At 73.1% G+C, this 15,130-nt stretch carries 9 protein-coding genes; 6 read left to right on the forward strand and 3 right to left on the reverse strand.

Annotated features, from left to right (window positions below; genetic code table 11):
* Window position 1 precedes the first annotated feature (1 nt).
* Window positions 2-934, forward strand: a complete 933-nt coding sequence (locus DKT69_RS02960; protein WP_109800062.1) for a threonine ammonia-lyase — start codon at window positions 2-4, stop codon at window positions 932-934.
* Window positions 935-971: 37 nt separating this feature from the next.
* Here DKT69_RS02960 and DKT69_RS02965 read toward each other — a convergent pair whose 3' ends face one another.
* The gene (locus DKT69_RS02965) at window positions 972-3,065 is read right to left on the reverse strand and encodes a S9 family peptidase (protein WP_109800069.1); all 2,094 of its coding nucleotides are present in this window, start codon (window positions 3,063-3,065) and stop codon (window positions 972-974) included.
* 160 nt (window positions 3,066-3,225) lie between these two features.
* Here DKT69_RS02965 and DKT69_RS02970 point away from each other — a divergent pair, with 160 nt between their 5' ends.
* The gene (locus DKT69_RS02970; protein WP_109800063.1) at window positions 3,226-4,698 is read left to right on the forward strand and encodes an FAD-binding oxidoreductase; all 1,473 of its coding nucleotides are present in this window, start codon (window positions 3,226-3,228) and stop codon (window positions 4,696-4,698) included.
* A gap of 9 nt (window positions 4,699-4,707) precedes the next feature.
* Here DKT69_RS02970 and DKT69_RS02975 read toward each other — a convergent pair whose 3' ends face one another.
* Entirely contained in the window at window positions 4,708-6,756 is a 2,049-nt protein-coding gene (locus DKT69_RS02975; RefSeq protein WP_201749461.1) for a SpoIIE family protein phosphatase, read from the reverse strand.
* A gap of 256 nt (window positions 6,757-7,012) precedes the next feature.
* Here DKT69_RS02975 and DKT69_RS02980 point away from each other — a divergent pair, with 256 nt between their 5' ends.
* Both DKT69_RS02980 and DKT69_RS02985 read left to right on the forward strand, forming a co-directional pair.
* Window positions 7,013-11,377, forward strand: coding sequence for a hybrid sensor histidine kinase/response regulator (locus DKT69_RS02980; protein ID WP_109800070.1), 4,365 nt, complete (start codon window positions 7,013-7,015; stop codon window positions 11,375-11,377).
* Window positions 11,374-11,931, forward strand: a complete 558-nt coding sequence (locus tag DKT69_RS02985; RefSeq protein WP_109800065.1) for a response regulator — start codon at window positions 11,374-11,376, stop codon at window positions 11,929-11,931. Before DKT69_RS02980 ends, DKT69_RS02985 begins: the two co-directional genes overlap by 4 nt.
* Window positions 11,932-11,934: 3 nt before the next feature.
* Here DKT69_RS02985 and DKT69_RS02990 read toward each other — a convergent pair whose 3' ends face one another.
* A complete protein-coding gene (locus tag DKT69_RS02990; protein WP_109800066.1) occupies window positions 11,935-12,444 on the reverse strand; it encodes a GbsR/MarR family transcriptional regulator in 510 nt (169 codons plus the stop codon).
* A gap of 94 nt (window positions 12,445-12,538) precedes the next feature.
* On the opposite strand from DKT69_RS02990, the gene DKT69_RS02995 reads away from it, so the two are divergent.
* Both DKT69_RS02995 and DKT69_RS03000 read left to right on the forward strand, forming a co-directional pair.
* Complete coding sequence (locus DKT69_RS02995) at window positions 12,539-13,441, forward strand: ABC transporter ATP-binding protein (protein ID WP_109800067.1); 903 nt, start codon at window positions 12,539-12,541, stop codon at window positions 13,439-13,441.
* Window positions 13,438-15,030 carry an ABC transporter permease gene (locus DKT69_RS03000; protein WP_109800068.1) on the forward strand — a complete coding sequence of 531 codons (1,593 nt, stop codon included), beginning with the start codon at window positions 13,438-13,440 and terminating at the stop codon, window positions 15,028-15,030. The genes DKT69_RS02995 and DKT69_RS03000 overlap by 4 nt, the downstream gene beginning before the upstream one ends.
* Window positions 15,031-15,130: the final 100 nt, after the last annotated feature.

The following is a 15,130-nucleotide window of genomic DNA, read 5'->3' on the forward strand; positions in this document are numbered from 1 at the left end:
GATCTCGATCGACGACGTTCGGGCCGCCGCCGACGACATCGCCGGGACGGTGGTGCGTACGCCGCTGCTGCCGGCCCCGTGGGACGGTGAGCTGTGGCTCAAGCCGGAGAGCCTGCAACCGGTGGGCTCGTTCAAGCTGCGCGGGGCGACCCACGCGGTGGCCCGGCTAGACCCGGCGACCCGGGCCCGGGGCGTGGTGACCCACTCGTCCGGCAACCACGGCCAGGCGCTCGCCTACGCGGCGCGGGCCGCGGGCGTCCCCTGCACGGTGGTCGTCCCGGCGGGAGCGCCGCCGGTCAAGGTGGACCGGATCCGGGCGCTCGGCGCGGAGGTGCGCCTGGTCCCGCCGGCCCGCCGGCTCGCCGAGGCGGAACGGATCGCGGCCGACACCGGCGCCGCGCTGGTGCCGCCCTTCGACGACCGGCGGGTCATCGCCGGGCAGGGCACCATCGGCCTGGAGATCGTCGCGGACCTGCCCGACGTGGACGTGGTGCTGGTGCCGGTGGGCGGCGGCGGGCTCGCCTCGGGAGTGGCCACGGCGGTGCCGGCGCTCCGCCCGTCGGCCCTGGTGATCGGCGTGGAGCCGCTGCTCGCCGCCGACGCCAAGGAGTCGCTCGCCGCCGGCGAGGTGGTGGTCTGGGATGTCGAGCGGACCTACCGGACCAGCGCCGACGGGCTGCGTACGCACCTGTCCGCGCTGACCCTCGCCCACCTGCGGGACCGCCTCGACGGCATCGTCACGGTGACCGAGGAGGAGATCCTCGCCGCCACCGGTCGGCTGGTGCGGGACGCGCGCCTGGTGGCCGAGCCGAGCGGCGCGGTGGCCCTGGCGGCTCGGTTGTCGCACCGCGACGAACTGCCCGCCGGGCGTACCGTCGCCGTGGTGACGGGCGGCAACGTCGACCCGGCGCGGCTCGCGTCGGTGCTGGCCTGACCGGAGGGGCCGGCGACCCGGGCCCCTCCGTCGGTGGTCAGGCGCGGCGGAGGCGGTCCAGGATCCAGGCGTTGATGAACGCCTCCTCACGCCAGGCGTCGTACCGGCCGCTGGGTCCGCCGTGGCCGGCGCCCATCTCGGTCTTGAGCAGGTAGTCGCCCTGCGGCGCGACCGCGCGCAGCCGGGCGATCCACTTGGCCGGCTCGTGGTAGAGCACCCGGGTGTCGTTCAGGCTGGTCACCGCGAGGATGGCCGGATAGTCGACCGGGGCCACGTTCTCGTACGGGGTGTACGACTTCATGTACGCGTACACCTCGGGGTCGTCGAGCGGGTTGCCCCACTCCTCCCACTCGGTGACGGTCAGCGGCAGTGACGGGTCGAGGATCGAGGTGAGCGCGTCCACGAAGGGCACCTGCGCGACGATGCCGGTGAACGCGTCCGGGGCCAGGTTGGCCACCGCGCCCATCAGCAGGCCGCCGGCCGAGGCGCCCCGGGCCACGAGGCGGTCGGCGGCCGTCCAGCCGGCCTTGGCCAGGTGCCGGGCGCAGGCCACGAAGTCGGTGAAGGTGTTCTTCTTGGCCAGCAGCTTGCCCTGGTCGTACCAGCGCCGGCCCAGCTCGCCGCCGCCGCGGATGTGCGCCACCGCGAAGATCACGCCCCGGTCGAGCAGGGAGAGCCGGGCGATGGAGAACCACGGGTCCATGCTCGCCTCGTACGACCCGTAGCCGTAGATGACGGCGGGGGCGGAGCCGTCGCGCGGGGTGCCCTTGCGGCAGATCAGCGAGATCGGCACCCGGGTGCCGTCGTCGGCGAGCGCCCAGTCCCGGTGCTGCTCGTAGTCGGCCGGGTCGTACGGCCGGCCGTCCGGCCCGGGCCGCACCGGCTTCTGCTTGCGCAGCACCATCTGCCGGGTGACCAGGTCGTAGTCGTAGACCGAGTCGGGGGTGACCAGCGAGGTGTAGCGCAGCCGCACCTCATTGGTGCGGTACTCCGGGTTGGCGTCCAGCCCGACGCTGTAGATCGGCTCGGGGAAGTCGATGTCGTACGGGTCGCCGCCGCCCACCGGCAGCACCCGCAGCCCGGTCAGGCCGTTGGTGCGCAGCGAGACGACCAGGTGGTTCTCGAACGCGTCGACCGACTCCAGCCGGGTGCCGGGGGAGTGCTCGATCAGCGGCGTCCAGTCGCCGGGCGCGTCCGCCGAGGTGTACGCCAGCGCGAAGTCCTCCGCGCCGTCGTTGTGCAGGATCAGGAACCGGTGCCCGTGGTGCTCCACGGCGTACTCGACGCCCTGCCGGCGGGGCGCGATGATCGCCGGCTCGCCGGTGGGGTTGGCCGCCGGGATCACCCGTACCTCGCTGGTGATCTTGCTGTGGATGTCGATGACCACGAACCGCTCGGAGCGGGTCAGCTCGACGCCCACCCAGAACCGCTCGTCGTCCTCCTGGTGGACCACCACGTCCTCGCCGGACGCCGTGCCGACGGTGTGCCGCCAGACCCGGTTCGGCCGCCACGCCTCGTCCACCGTGACGTAGAAGAGGGTGGAGGCGTCGGTGGACCAGGCGGTGCCGTAGAAGGTGTCCGGCACCTCGTCGGCCAGCACCTCGCCGGTGGAGAGGTCCTTGATCCGCAGGGTGAACCGCTCGTCGCCGGCGAAGTCCGTCGAGTACGCCAACCAGCGGCCGTCCGGGCTGACGTCGAACGCGCCGAGCGAGAAGAAGTCGTGCCCCTCGGCGAGCAGGTTGCCGTCGAGCAGCACCTCCTCGCCGTCCAGCGGGGCGCCGTCGGCGCTGATCGGGGGCGCGGTCTCGCCGTCGCGGACGGCCCGGCGGCAGTGCACGCCGTACTGCTGACCCTCGACGGTGCGGGTGTAGTACCAGTACCCGTCCTTGCGGGTCGGCACCGACAGGTCGGTCTCCTGGGTGCGCCGGCGGGTCTCCTCGAACAGCTGCGCGCGCAGCGCCTCGAGGTGCGCGGTGCGCGCCGCCGTGTACGCGTTCTCCGCGGTCAGGTGGGCGATCGTCTCCGGGTCGTCCTTGGCGGCGAGCCAGGCGTACTCGTCGACGACGGTGTCGCCGTGGTGGGTGCGCTCGGTCGGGACGCGCTTGGCGACGGGTACGGGCGACGGCTCCAGGTCGCGGCGCGGCGACAGACGCGCCGAGCTGGAGTTGTCGGGGGTCTCGATGGTCACGGCGTCACGTTACCGGCCCCCGGCGCGCCGTCGTGGGGTACGCGCGGCACGGGATCCGGCAACCCCGCCACCACGTCTTTCGAACACATGTACGATGACCGGCATGGCGGCTGCAGCGAGTTCCACGAACCGGCCCGGAGCCCTGGAGATCACCCGGCGACTGGCGGAGATCTGCGGCCCGCCGTTCGCCCGCTTCGCCGGCCCCGCCGACGAGGTGGCCGGCCGGACGGCGCGCTGGGTGGCGGTGCCGGGCGGTCCGCACGCCGCCGCCGAGGTGCTGCGGCTGGCCGCCGCGCACCAGCTCACCGTCGTGCCGCGCGGCGCCGGCACCAAGATCGACTGGGGTGCCGCTCCGGCCCAGGTCGACATCATGCTCGACACCGGCCGGCTCGCCGGGATCTGGCACGAGCCGCAGGGCTCACCGGTCGCCGAGATCGGCGCCGGCACCCCGCTCCGGGCGGTCCAGGCGACCCTGGACCGCACCGGCCAGCGGCTGCCGATCGACGTGCCCTCTCCCGGGGCGACCCTCGGCGGGGTGCTCGCGGCCGACGAGGCCGGCCCGCTGCGGCACCGGCACGGCAGTCCGTGCGCCCAACTGGTCGGGGTCCGCTACCTGGACGCCGAGGGCGAGCTGGTCAGCCTGGGTGCGGCCGGCACCGCGCGGCTCGGCCAGGCCGGGCCGGCGGGCGGCGAACCAGCGGGCGGCGAACCGGCGGGCGGCGGCGCGGCGGGCGGCGGCGCGGCGGCACTGTTCGGCGCGGCGCAGGTGCCGGGGCTGGACGTGGCCCGGCTGCTCTGCGGCTCGCAGGGCGGCCTGGGCGTGCTGGTCTCGGCGACCATGCGGGTGCAGGCCGTGCCGGCCAGCCGGGTCTGGGTGACCCGGCCGGTCTGGACCCCGCTGGAGGTGCACGACCTGGTCCGGGCGGTGCTCGCCGCCCGGCTCGACCCGGCCGCCGTGGAGCTGGACCTGCCCGTCCCGGTCCCGCTGCCCCGCCGACGGGTCCACCCCGACCACCCCTCGGTCCTCGGCCGGCCCGACCATCCCTCGATCGCCCGGCGGTCGGTCGGGCCGGCCGCGGCGGGCAGCCTCGTGGTGCTGCTGGAGGGCGGCCCGGCCGACGTCGCGGAGCGCGTGGAGCGGCTGGTGGGCCTGCTCGGCCCGGAGGCGGTGGCCGGGCACGCCGCCCCGGAGTGGTGGGGGCGCTACCCGTTCGGCCCGGGCGAGACCGCGCTGCGGATCGAGGTGCCCATCAACGACCTGCACGCGGCGGTGTACGCGCTGCGCGACGCCGCCGGCAGCGCGGTGCCGGTCCGCGGCTCGGCCGGTATCGGCACGGTGCACGCCGCGCTGCCCGGGTCCCTGCCGCCCGACCGGGTGGCGTCGATCGTCGCCGCGGTGCGCGGGGTGCTGCTGGCCCGGCGGGGCCGCTGCGTCGTGGTGGCCGCGCCGGCGCCGGTCCGCCGGGTGGTCGACCTCTGGGGCGACCTGCCCACGCTGCCCCGCCTGCGGGCGGCCAAGGAGCACCTCGACCCGCACCAGCGCCTCGCCCCCGGCCGCCTCCCCGGCGGTCTCTGACCTCCGTTGTCAGAGGGCGTCGTTGCGGAGGACCAGGATGGCGATGTCGTCGCGGGGGGCCTCCACCGAGAAGCCGATCGCGGTGGCGCGCAGCCGGGCGGCGACCACGTCCGCCGAGTAGCCGGCCAGCGGGGCGGCCGCGTCGCGCAGCCGCTCGGTGCCGAAGAGCTCCCGGCCGCGCCGGCGCTCGGTCACCCCGTCGGTGTAGAAGATCAGCGCGTCGCCCGGGCCGAGCGAGATCTCGGCGGTGGGCGTGGCGATCGAGTCGAGCAGCCCGAGCGCCGTGCCGCCGGTGCCGACGAAGTCGGCGCCACCACCGCCGCTCAGCAGCACCGGCCGGTCGTGGCCGGCCAGGTGCAGGGCCACGTCGAGCTGGTCGCCCCCGGCCGGCCCGACCGCCGCCAGGGCCAGCGTGCAGTATCGGCCGCCGCCCCGCTCGACCAGCGTCTCGTTCAGCCGGCTCAGCACCTCCGGCAACGGCTTGCCGTCGCCGACCAGCACCCGGATCACGTCGCGGACCAGCCCGGTGACCGCCGCCGCCTGGACGCCCTTGCCGGACACGTCACCGATGACCACCAGCCAGCGGCCGTCCGGCAGCGGCACCACGTCGTAGAAGTCGCCCCCGACCTCGGCGTCGTCGCCGGTCGGGACGTACTCGGCGGCGAAGCCGATGCCCTCCACCACCGGGAGCACCGGCGGCAGCAGCGACTGCTGGAGGGTCTGCGCGACCCGGCGCCGTTCGGCGTGGATCCGGGCGTTCTCGATCGCCAGGGCGGCCCGGCGGGCCACGTCCTCCAGCACCGAGACCTCGTCCGGGTCGTGCCGGTGCCGCTGGTGCCGGCCGACGGCCAGCGTGCCGAGCCGCTGGCCGCGGGCGATCAGCGGGACGGCGAAGCCCTCCATCGGGGCGCCGAGCGGGACCTGCGACGCGCTCCGCGACGCCTCGCGCAACCGGGCCTGGATCGAGTCCGGCCCGGTCTCCTGGAGCACCTTGTGCAGCTGCGGCAGCACCGACTCGTCGGCGTGGCTGGCCGCGGCGAGCCGCAGCCGACCCCACTCGTCGGTGGTGTGCACCGCGCACCACTGGCCGAGCCGGGGCACCACCAGCTGCGGGATGAGCGCCATGGTCAGCTCGACGTCGAGGGACTGGGCGAGCAGCTCGCTCGCCTCGGCCAGGAAGGTCAGCCAGGCCGACCGGCGTACGTCCGCCCGGCGCAGCCGATCGTTCTCCAGGTGCAGCGAGAGCCGCTCGGCCGCCAGCACCGCGAGCGGTCGGGCGTACGCGGACGGTGCCGCGTCCAGCTCCAGCTCTCCCGCGTACGGGCGGTGCACGGCCAGCGGCACCCGGACCAGCTCGTTGTCGTCCCGGGGCTGCCGGCCGTACCGGGCCAGGACCTGGGTGCCCTGCCCGTCGCCCCGGTCCAGCCGGACCACGCCACCGGCCGCGCCGACCATCTCCGCCAGCCGGGTCACCAGACCGGTCGCGAACTCCGGCAGCGGGTCCTCCGCGTACGGATCGGGGCTGATCTGCATCAGCTCGCTCATCGCGGCCGCGCTCGGCGCGTCGCGCGTCGCGTCGTCGCCGTCGGCGAGGTGGCTGTGCGCCTCCGCGGCCGCCGTCCGCCGCTCCGGCGGCGCGGCGTCGTGCCGGTCCAGCCGGAACCAGACACCCTTCCCGGTGGGCAGGTAGGTGGTGCCCCAGCGGCTGGCGAAGTGGTCCACCAGCAGCAGGCCGCGTCCCCGCTCGGCGACCTCGGTGATCTCGTCGGAGACGTTGCGGACGCCGACCACCAGCTCGTCCACCGGCCCGGCCGCGAAGTCCGAGACGGTCACCGTCAGCCCGGTCTCGTCCGCCGCGACCTCGATGTCCAGCTCGGTGCGGGCGTGTTCGACCGCGTTGGTGGAGAGTTCGGTGGTGAGCAGCAGCGCCTCGTTGAGCAGCTCCTCGAGGTCCGCCTCGGCGAGCACGGACCGGACGAGGGCCCGGGCGGCGGCGGGCGTACGCCGGTCGGCGGGCAGCCGGACGCTACGGACATGACTGTCCGAGTTGTCGGTCATGCCCGGTTCCGCCTCCGCTGACACCTCCGTATCCTCCACCGCCGTCGCCCCGGCTGCCAAACCCCCTGCCGATTGCGCGGGCCGCACCCGCGACGCCCACCGATGGGGCGGAGCGCCGGGGGCCGGGCGGCGGGCCGCTCGGACGGCGCGTGGGAGTGGCGGCTGCGCGCACGTCGTAGCCTCGACGGCGGCACGGGCAGAATGGTGGGATAGGCGCGTGTCGGTACGAGCCGGGCCCCGAGCTGAGCGAGGAATGATGACCACGGCGAAACAGTCGACAGCCGCGGATCCGTCCGCCCCCGATCACGAGGTGCTGCTCGGTGAGCTGGTGGAGGCCCTGCGGCGGGTGCGCAGCGGCGACCTCAAGGTCCGGCTGCCCCGCCGGGCCGGCCTGGCCGCCGAGGTCGCCGACGCCTTCAACGACGTGGTGTCGCTGCAGGAGCGGCAGCACCTCGACCTGCGCCGGATCAGCCGGATCGTCGGGCGGGACGGCCGGCTCACCGAACGCCTCGACGACGAGGGCCTGGACGGCTCGTGGGCGGAGGGTCAGCGGGCGATCAACTCGCTGATCGACGACCTGGGCCGCCCCACCACGGAGATCGCCCGGGTGATCGTGGCGGTGGCCGACGGCGATCTCTCCCAGCACATGGCGCTGGAGATCGACGGCCGGCCGCTGCGCGGTGAGTACCTGCGCATCGGCCGCACGGTGAACACCATGGTCGACCAGCTCTCGTCCTTCTCCAACGAGGTGACCCGGGTGGCCCGCGAGGTGGGCACCGAGGGCAAGCTGGGCGGCCAGGCCGACGTCCGCGGCGTCGCCGGCACCTGGAAGGACCTCACCGACTCGGTGAACACCATGGCGTCGAACCTGACCGGCCAGGTGCGTTCGATCTCCCAGGTGGCGACCGCGGTGGCCAAGGGCGACCTGTCGCAGAAGATCACGGTCGGGGCGCGGGGCGAGGTCGCCGAGCTGGCCGACACGATGAACTCGCTCACCGACACGCTGCGGCTCTTCGCCGAGCAGGTGACCCGGGTGGCCCGGGAGGTGGGCACGGACGGCAAGCTCGGCGGTCAGGCGGAGGTGCCGAACGTCGCCGGCACCTGGAAGGACCTGACCGACAGCGTCAACTCGATGGCGTCGAACCTGACCAGCCAGGTGCGCAACATCGCCCAGGTCTCCACGGCCGTGGCCAAGGGCGACCTGTCGCAGAAGATCACGGTCGCCGCGCAGGGCGAGATCCTGGAGCTGAAGGACACCGTCAACACGATGGTGGACCAGCTGTCGTCGTTCGCCGACGAGGTGACCCGGGTGGCCCGTGAGGTGGGCATCGAGGGGAAGCTGGGCGGCCAGGCCCAGGTGCGGGGCGTCTCCGGCACCTGGCGCGACCTGACGGAGAACGTCAACCAGCTCGCCGGCAACCTGACCAGCCAGGTCCGCAACATCTCGCAGGTCTCCACGGCCGTCGCGAAGGGCGACCTGTCGCAGAAGATCACCGTGGATGCCCAGGGCGAGATCCTGGAGCTGAAGAACACGGTCAACACCATGGTGGACCAGCTGTCGTCGTTCGCCGACGAGGTGACCCGGGTGGCCCGCGAGGTGGGCACCGAGGGCAAGCTGGGCGGTCAGGCTCAGGTCAAGGGCGTCAGCGGCACGTGGCAGGACCTGACCGACAACGTGAACTCGATGGCGTCGAACCTGACCAGCCAGGTGCGCAACATCGCCTCGGTCACGACGGCGGTGGCCAAGGGCGACCTGTCGCAGAAGATCACCGTCGACGCCCGGGGCGAGATCCTGGAGCTGAAGTCGACGGTGAACACGATGGTGGATCAGCTGTCGTCGTTCGCGGACGAGGTGACCCGGGTGGCCCGTGAGGTGGGCACCGAGGGCAAGCTGGGCGGGCAGGCCCAGGTGCGCGGCGTCGCCGGCACCTGGCGGGACCTGACCGACAACGTGAACTCGATGGCGTCGAACCTGACCGCGCAGGTGCGCAACATCGCCCAGGTCTCCACCGCCGTGGCCAAGGGCGACCTGTCGCAGAAGATCACGGTGGACGCCCAGGGGGAGATCCTGGAGCTGAAGTCGACGGTGAACACGATGGTGGATCAGCTGTCGTCGTTCGCGGACGAGGTGACCCGGGTGGCCCGTGAGGTGGGCACCGAGGGCAAGCTGGGCGGTCAGGCTCAGGTCAAGGGCGTCAGCGGTACGTGGCGGGACCTGACCGACAACGTGAACTCGATGGCGTCGAACCTGACCAGCCAGGTGCGCAACATCGCCTCGGTCACCACGGCGGTGGCCAAGGGCGACCTCGGCCAGAAGATCACGGTGGACGCGCAGGGCGAGATCCTGGAGCTGAAGAACACCGTCAACACCATGGTGGACCAGCTCTCGTCGTTCGCCGACGAGGTGACCCGGGTGGCCCGAGAGGTCGGCATCGAGGGCAAGCTCGGCGGCCAGGCGCAGGTGAAGGGCGTCTCGGGCACCTGGCGGGACCTCACCGAGAACGTCAACCAGCTCGCCTCGACGCTGACCACCCAGCTCCGGGCGATCGCCCAGGTCTCCACCTCGGTCACCCGGGGCGACCTGACCCAGCGGATCGCGGTCAAGGCGCAGGGCGAGGTCGCCGAGCTGAAGGACAACATCAACCAGATGATCGTCACCCTTCGGGAGACGACCAAGAAGAACGCCGAGCAGGGCTGGCTGGACTCCAACCTGGCCCGGATCAGTGGTCTGCTCCAGGGCCAGCGGGACCTCGGCGAGGTCTGCCGCATGATCATGATGGAGGTGACCCCGCTGGTCGACGCGCAGCTCGGCGCGTTCTTCCTGACGGACAGCTCCGACGGGAGCATGCGACTGCGGTTGACCGCCTCGTACGGCTACGTGGCGCGGGGACACGACGTGACGTTCGGTCCGGGGGAGGGGCTGGTCGGGCAGGCCGCGCTCTCCCGCCGGACGATCCGGGTCAAGGCCCAGCCCGACGGTCGGCTCGTCCTCCGCTCCGGACTGGCCGAGACGCCCCCGGCCGACCTGGTGGTGCTGCCGATCCTCTTCGAGGGCGAGCTGCTCGGCGTGATCGAGTTCGCCAGCGTGACCACCTTCTCCGAGCTGCACCTGTCGTTCCTGGAGCGGCTGGTGCTCACCCTCGGCCTCGCGGTCAACACGATCCAGGCCAACCGGCGTACGGAGGAGCTGCTGGCCCAGTCCCAGCGGCTCGCGCAGGAGTTGCAGGAGCAGTCGGCCGAGCTGCAGCGCACCAACGCCGAGCTGGAGGACAAGGCCCAGCTGCTCTCCGAGCAGAAGGGCAACATCGAGACGAAGAACCGGGAGATCGAGCTGGCCCGGCTCGGCCTGGAGGAGAAGGCGCAGCAGCTCACCCGGGCGTCGGCGTACAAGTCGGAGTTCCTGGCGAACATGAGCCACGAGTTGCGTACGCCGCTGAACTCGCTGCTGCTCCTGTCCCGGTTGCTGGCCGAGAACTCGGAGCAGAACCTCACCCGCAAGCAGATCGAGTTCGCCCGGACGATCCACAGCGCCGGTTCGGACCTGCTCTCGCTGATCGACGACATCCTCGACCTGTCCAAGATCGAGGCGGGCCGGATGGACGTCGAGCCGACCGAGGTGCGGTTCTCCGAGATCCGCGGATACGTCGAGCAGGCGTTCGCCCCGCAGGCCGAGGAGAAGGGCCTCGACTTCCAGGTCCGGGTGGCGAAGGACCTGCCGCCGGCGCTGGTCACCGACGCCCAGCGGTTGCAGCAGATCCTGCGCAACCTGCTCTCCAACGCGGTGAAGTTCACCGACAACGGCGCGGTGACGCTGCGGATCGCCCCGGCCGCGGAGAACGCCGTCTTCGACGTGCCGGCGCTGACCAATGCCCGGCAGGTCATCGCGTTCACGGTGATCGACACGGGCATCGGGATCTCGGACGACAAGCTGTCGCTGATCTTCGAGGCGTTCCAGCAGGCGGACGGCACCACCAGCCGCCGGTACGGCGGAACCGGGCTGGGCCTGTCGATCAGCCGGGACCTGGCCCGGCTGATCGGCGGGACGATCACCGTGTCGTCGGCGCCCGGGCAGGGTTCGACGTTCACCCTCTTCGTACCGGACGTGCTGGCGCCGGACGCGGTGGTGGCGCCGGCGCCGCCGTCGCCGAGCCGCGCGGGCCTGCCGTCGTCGCTGCTCATGCCGATGGAGCTGCCGCAGCCGCCGGAGACCCCGGCGACCCGGCGGCTGGAGGGAGCGACCGTGCTGATCGTCGACGACGACGTCCGCAACGTCTTCGCCCTGACCTCCGCATTGGAACTGCACGGGATGACCGTGTTGTACTCGGACAACGGGGTGGACGGGGTCCGCCTGCTGGCCGAGCATCCGGAGGTGGACATCGTGTTGATGGACGCGATGATGCCGGACCAGGACGGGTACGAGACGACCCGGCAGATCCGGCGCAACCACCGCTTCGCGGACCTGCCGATCGTCTTCCTGACCGCGAAGGCGATGCCGGGTGACCGCGAGTCGGCGCTCGCGGCCGGGGGTAGCGACTACATCACCAAGCCGGTCGACCTGGACGAGCTGATCGAGTTGATGGCGTCGTGGGTCAGCGGCAGCCGAGGCGAGGAGTATTCGTGACACAGATGGCCAAGGCGCTGCTGGTGGACGACCGGCGGGAGAACCTGATGGCCCTGGAGGCGATCCTCCAGGGGCTTCCGGTGCAGTCGGTCGCCGTGGAGAGCGGCGAGGCGGCGCTCAAGCAACTGCTGGTGGACGACTTCGCGGTGATCCTGCTGGATGCCCAGATGCCGGACATGGACGGGTTCGAGACGGCCAGTCACATCAAGCGGCGGGAGCGGACCCGGCACGTACCGATCATCTTCCTCACCGCCGCGGACAAGGACGCCCAGCTCGCGCTGCGGGGCTACGCGGTCGGCGCGGTGGACTACCTGACCAAGCCGTTCGACCCGTGGGTGCTGCGGGCGAAGGTGTCGGTCTTCGTCGAGCTGTGGGTGAAGACCCGGCAGCTCGCCGCCCAGTCCGACGTGGTGCGGGAGCGGGACGCCCAGTGGCGGGTGCTCACCGAGGCGGTGGACGAGGCCACCGCCCTGCTGCGCGGCGACGACGGCCCGGAATCCCGGGAGCGCGCGGTGGACATCCTCGAGCAGGCCCGCTGGGGCAACAGCGCCTGACGGTCAGGCGTCGGCCCGGTCGCCGTGTCCCGTCGCGGCGCGCCGGGCCCGCCACCGCTCGCCGAGCGAGTCGATCTCCTCCTGTACGAAGAGGAAGAAGTCCCGCATCTCGCTGACCCGCTCGCCGCCGGGGGTCTCCCGCCCGGCCAGGGCCGCCACCCCGCCCGCGGCGATGTCGATGAAGTTCTTGTAGAGCCCGGTCTTGGTGATCGTGGCCTCGTACCAGGGGTTGTCCGGCATCCGGTAACGGTCCCGCCGGGAGCCCTTCACCGGCTCGCGGACCAGCATGGCGAACTGGGTGAGGTAGCGGACCGCGCCGGAGACGGCCGCGGCGCTCACGCCCAGCCGCTCGCCGATCTCACCGGCGGTGAGCGGCCCGTCGGCGCTCATCACGGTGAAGAGCACGCGGGCGGCCATCCGGGGGAAGCCGACGTCCGCGAAGGCCATCGCCATCCGTTCGACGAAGAGGTGGATCTCCTCCTCGTTCCGGGCGGGGTGGCGGTCGTCAGCCATCGGCGGATGCTCCTCACTGCCATGTCCTGGACCCGATCGTGCCTCAGGTCTCACAGTCTTCACAAGTCTGTGAAACGAGCGTAGCTTCCAAATCATGGAAACTCCGATTGAGGTGTCCGGCCTGGTGAAGACCTTCGGCCGGACCCGGGCGCTCGACGGACTCGACCTCACCGTCCGCGCCGGGGAGGTGCACGGCTTCCTGGGCCCCAACGGCTCCGGCAAGTCGACCACCATCCGGGTGCTGCTCGGCCTGCTCCGGGCGGACGCGGGGGCCGTCCGACTGCTCGGCGGCGACCCCTGGCGGGACGCCGTCGCCCTGCACCGACGGCTGGCGTACGTCCCCGGCGACGTCACCCTCTGGCCCAACCTGTCCGGCGGCGAGGTGATCGACCTGCTCGGCCGGATGCGCGGCGGGCTGGACCCGAAGCGCCGGGCCGAGCTGCTGGAATCCTTCGAGCTGGACCCGCGCAAGAAGGGCCGGGCCTACTCCAAGGGCAACCGGCAGAAGGTCGGCCTGGTCGCCGCCCTCGCCTCCGACGTCGAACTGCTCATCCTCGACGAGCCGACCTCCGGGCTGGACCCGCTGATGGAGGAGGTCTTCCAGCAGTGGGTGAGCCGCGCCAAGTCCGACGGCCGGACCGTGCTGCTCTCCAGCCACATCCTGGCCGAGGTGGAGGCCCTCTGCGACCGGGTGACGATCATCCGCAACGGCCGGAACGTGGAGACCGGCACCCTCGGCGAGCTGCGTCACCTGCACCGCACCGCGATCGACGCCGAGCTCGCCGGGCCGCTGGACGGCCTCGCCACCCTGCCCGGCGTGCACGACCTGCGGGTCGAGGGCAACCGGGTGCGCTTCGACGTGGACACCGCCGCGCTGGACGCCGCGCTGCGCCGGCTCACCGAGATCGGCGTACGCAGCCTGGTCAGCCAGCCGCCCACGCTCGAGGAGCTGTTCCTGCGGCACTACGAGTCGACCGGCGCCGAGGCGACCCGATGAGCACCCTCACCGGCACCCGTCACCTGGTCCGCCTGATCCTGCGCCGGGACCGCGTCCTGCTGCCGCTCTGGGTGCTGGTCCTCGCCGTGCTGCCGATGTCGTACGCGGCCAGCTTCTTCGAGCTCTTCCCGACCGCCGCCGAGCGGGCCGCGTACGCCGCCGGCACCGCCCGCAACCCGTCGATCGTCGCGCTCCTCGGCCCGGTGTACGGCGAGAGCGTCGGCGCGCTCACCGCCCAGCGTGGCGGCTTCCTGCTGGTGATCATCGCGCTGGCCAGCCTGCTCACCGTCATCCGGCACACCCGCACCGAGGAGGAGGCCGGCCGCCGGGAACTGCTCGGCGGCACCGTGCTCGGCCGGTACGCCGGCCTGACCGCCGCCCTGCTCGTGACGTACGCGGCCAACCTGCTGCTCGGCCTGCTCACCGCCGGCGGGCTCGTCGCCACCGGCCTGCCGGCCGCCGGCTCGCTGGCGTACGGGCTGGCCGGCGCGCTGGTCGGGATCGTCTTCGCCACCGTCGGCGGGCTCGCCGCCCAGCTCACCGAGACGGCGGGCGGGGCACGGGGGATCGCGATCGCCGTCCTCGGGGCAGCCTTCGCGCTCCGCCTCGCCGGTGACGCGGCGGAGCGCGAGTGGCTGAGCTGGCTCTCCCCGCTGGGCTGGGCGCCCCGCATCCGGGCGTACGAAGGCGACCGGTGGTGGGTGGCGGCGCTGTCGGTGGGGCTGTCCGCGCTGCTCGCCGCCGTCGCGTACCCGTTGTCGGTGCGCCGCGACCTGGGTGCCGGGCTGCTGCCGCCCCGGCTCGGGCCGGCCACCGCCGGGCGCGCCCTCAGCGGGCCGTCCGGCCTGGCCTGGCGCCTGCACCGCGGGCAGATCCTCTGGTGGTCGGTCGGCTTCGGCCTGCTCGGGCTGATCCTCGGCGGGGCGGCGAAGGCCGCCGGCAGCTCGGTCGAGGGCAACCCCCAGCTGGAGCAGATCATGACCAGGATCGGTGGCGCCTCCGGGCTGGCCGAGGCGTACCTCGGGGCGACGCTGAGCCTGGCCGGGCTGGCCGCCGCCGGCTACGGTATCCAGGCCGCGCTGCGGATGCGGGCGGAGGAGACCGACGGGCAGGCTGAGCCGGTGCTGGCCACCGGGGTGACCCGGACCGGCTGGCTCCTGTCGCATGTGTTGTTCGCCCTGGTCGGGCCGGCGGTGGTGCTCGCCGTCACCGGTTTCGCGACCGGCCTGACCTACGGGATCAGCGTCCACGACGTGCCGGGCGAGCTGCCCCGGCTGGTCGGCGCCGCGCTGGCGCAGCTGCCGGCCGCCTGGGTGCTGGCCGGCCTCGCCGTGCTGCTCTACGGGCTGCTGCCCCGGCTCGCCCCGGTGGCCTGGGCGGTGCTCGCGGTCTGCGTGCTGCTCGGCCAGCTCGGCGCGGTGCTGGAGCTGAGCCAGTGGCTGCTGGACCTCTCCCCGTTCACGCACACCCCGCAGGTGCTGGGCGACCACTGGCACGCCACCCCGCTCTGGCTGCTGACCGCCCTGGCCGCCCTGCTGTCGGCCACCGGCCTCACGGCCTTCCGCCACCGCGACACCCCCACCACCTGACCCCGCCCCCAGCTTCGGTTGATCATGAAGTTGTTGTCCCGCGCCTCGGCGCGTCGCGGCAACAACTTCATGATCAACCGAAGCTGGGGGCGGGGTCAGG

Source organism: Micromonospora sicca (assembly GCF_003172935.1).
Lineage (GTDB): Bacteria > Actinomycetota > Actinomycetes > Mycobacteriales > Micromonosporaceae > Micromonospora > Micromonospora sicca.

What these genes read in the sequence shown, in the direction of transcription:
- DKT69_RS02970 (WP_109800063.1), top strand. Translation starts at nt 3,226, where the DNA reads ATGGCGGCTGCAGCGAGTTCCACGAACCGGCCCGGAGCCCTGGAGATC.
- DKT69_RS03000 (WP_109800068.1), top strand. Translation starts at nt 13,438, where the DNA reads ATGAGCACCCTCACCGGCACCCGTCACCTGGTCCGCCTGATCCTGCGC.
- DKT69_RS02975 (WP_201749461.1), bottom strand. Translation starts at nt 6,756, where the DNA reads ATGACCGACAACTCGGACAGTCATGTCCGTAGCGTCCGGCTGCCCGCC.
- DKT69_RS02980 (WP_109800070.1), top strand. Translation starts at nt 7,013, where the DNA reads ATGACCACGGCGAAACAGTCGACAGCCGCGGATCCGTCCGCCCCCGAT.
- DKT69_RS02990 (WP_109800066.1), bottom strand. Translation starts at nt 12,444, where the DNA reads ATGGCTGACGACCGCCACCCCGCCCGGAACGAGGAGGAGATCCACCTC.
- DKT69_RS02995 (WP_109800067.1), top strand. Translation starts at nt 12,539, where the DNA reads ATGGAAACTCCGATTGAGGTGTCCGGCCTGGTGAAGACCTTCGGCCGG.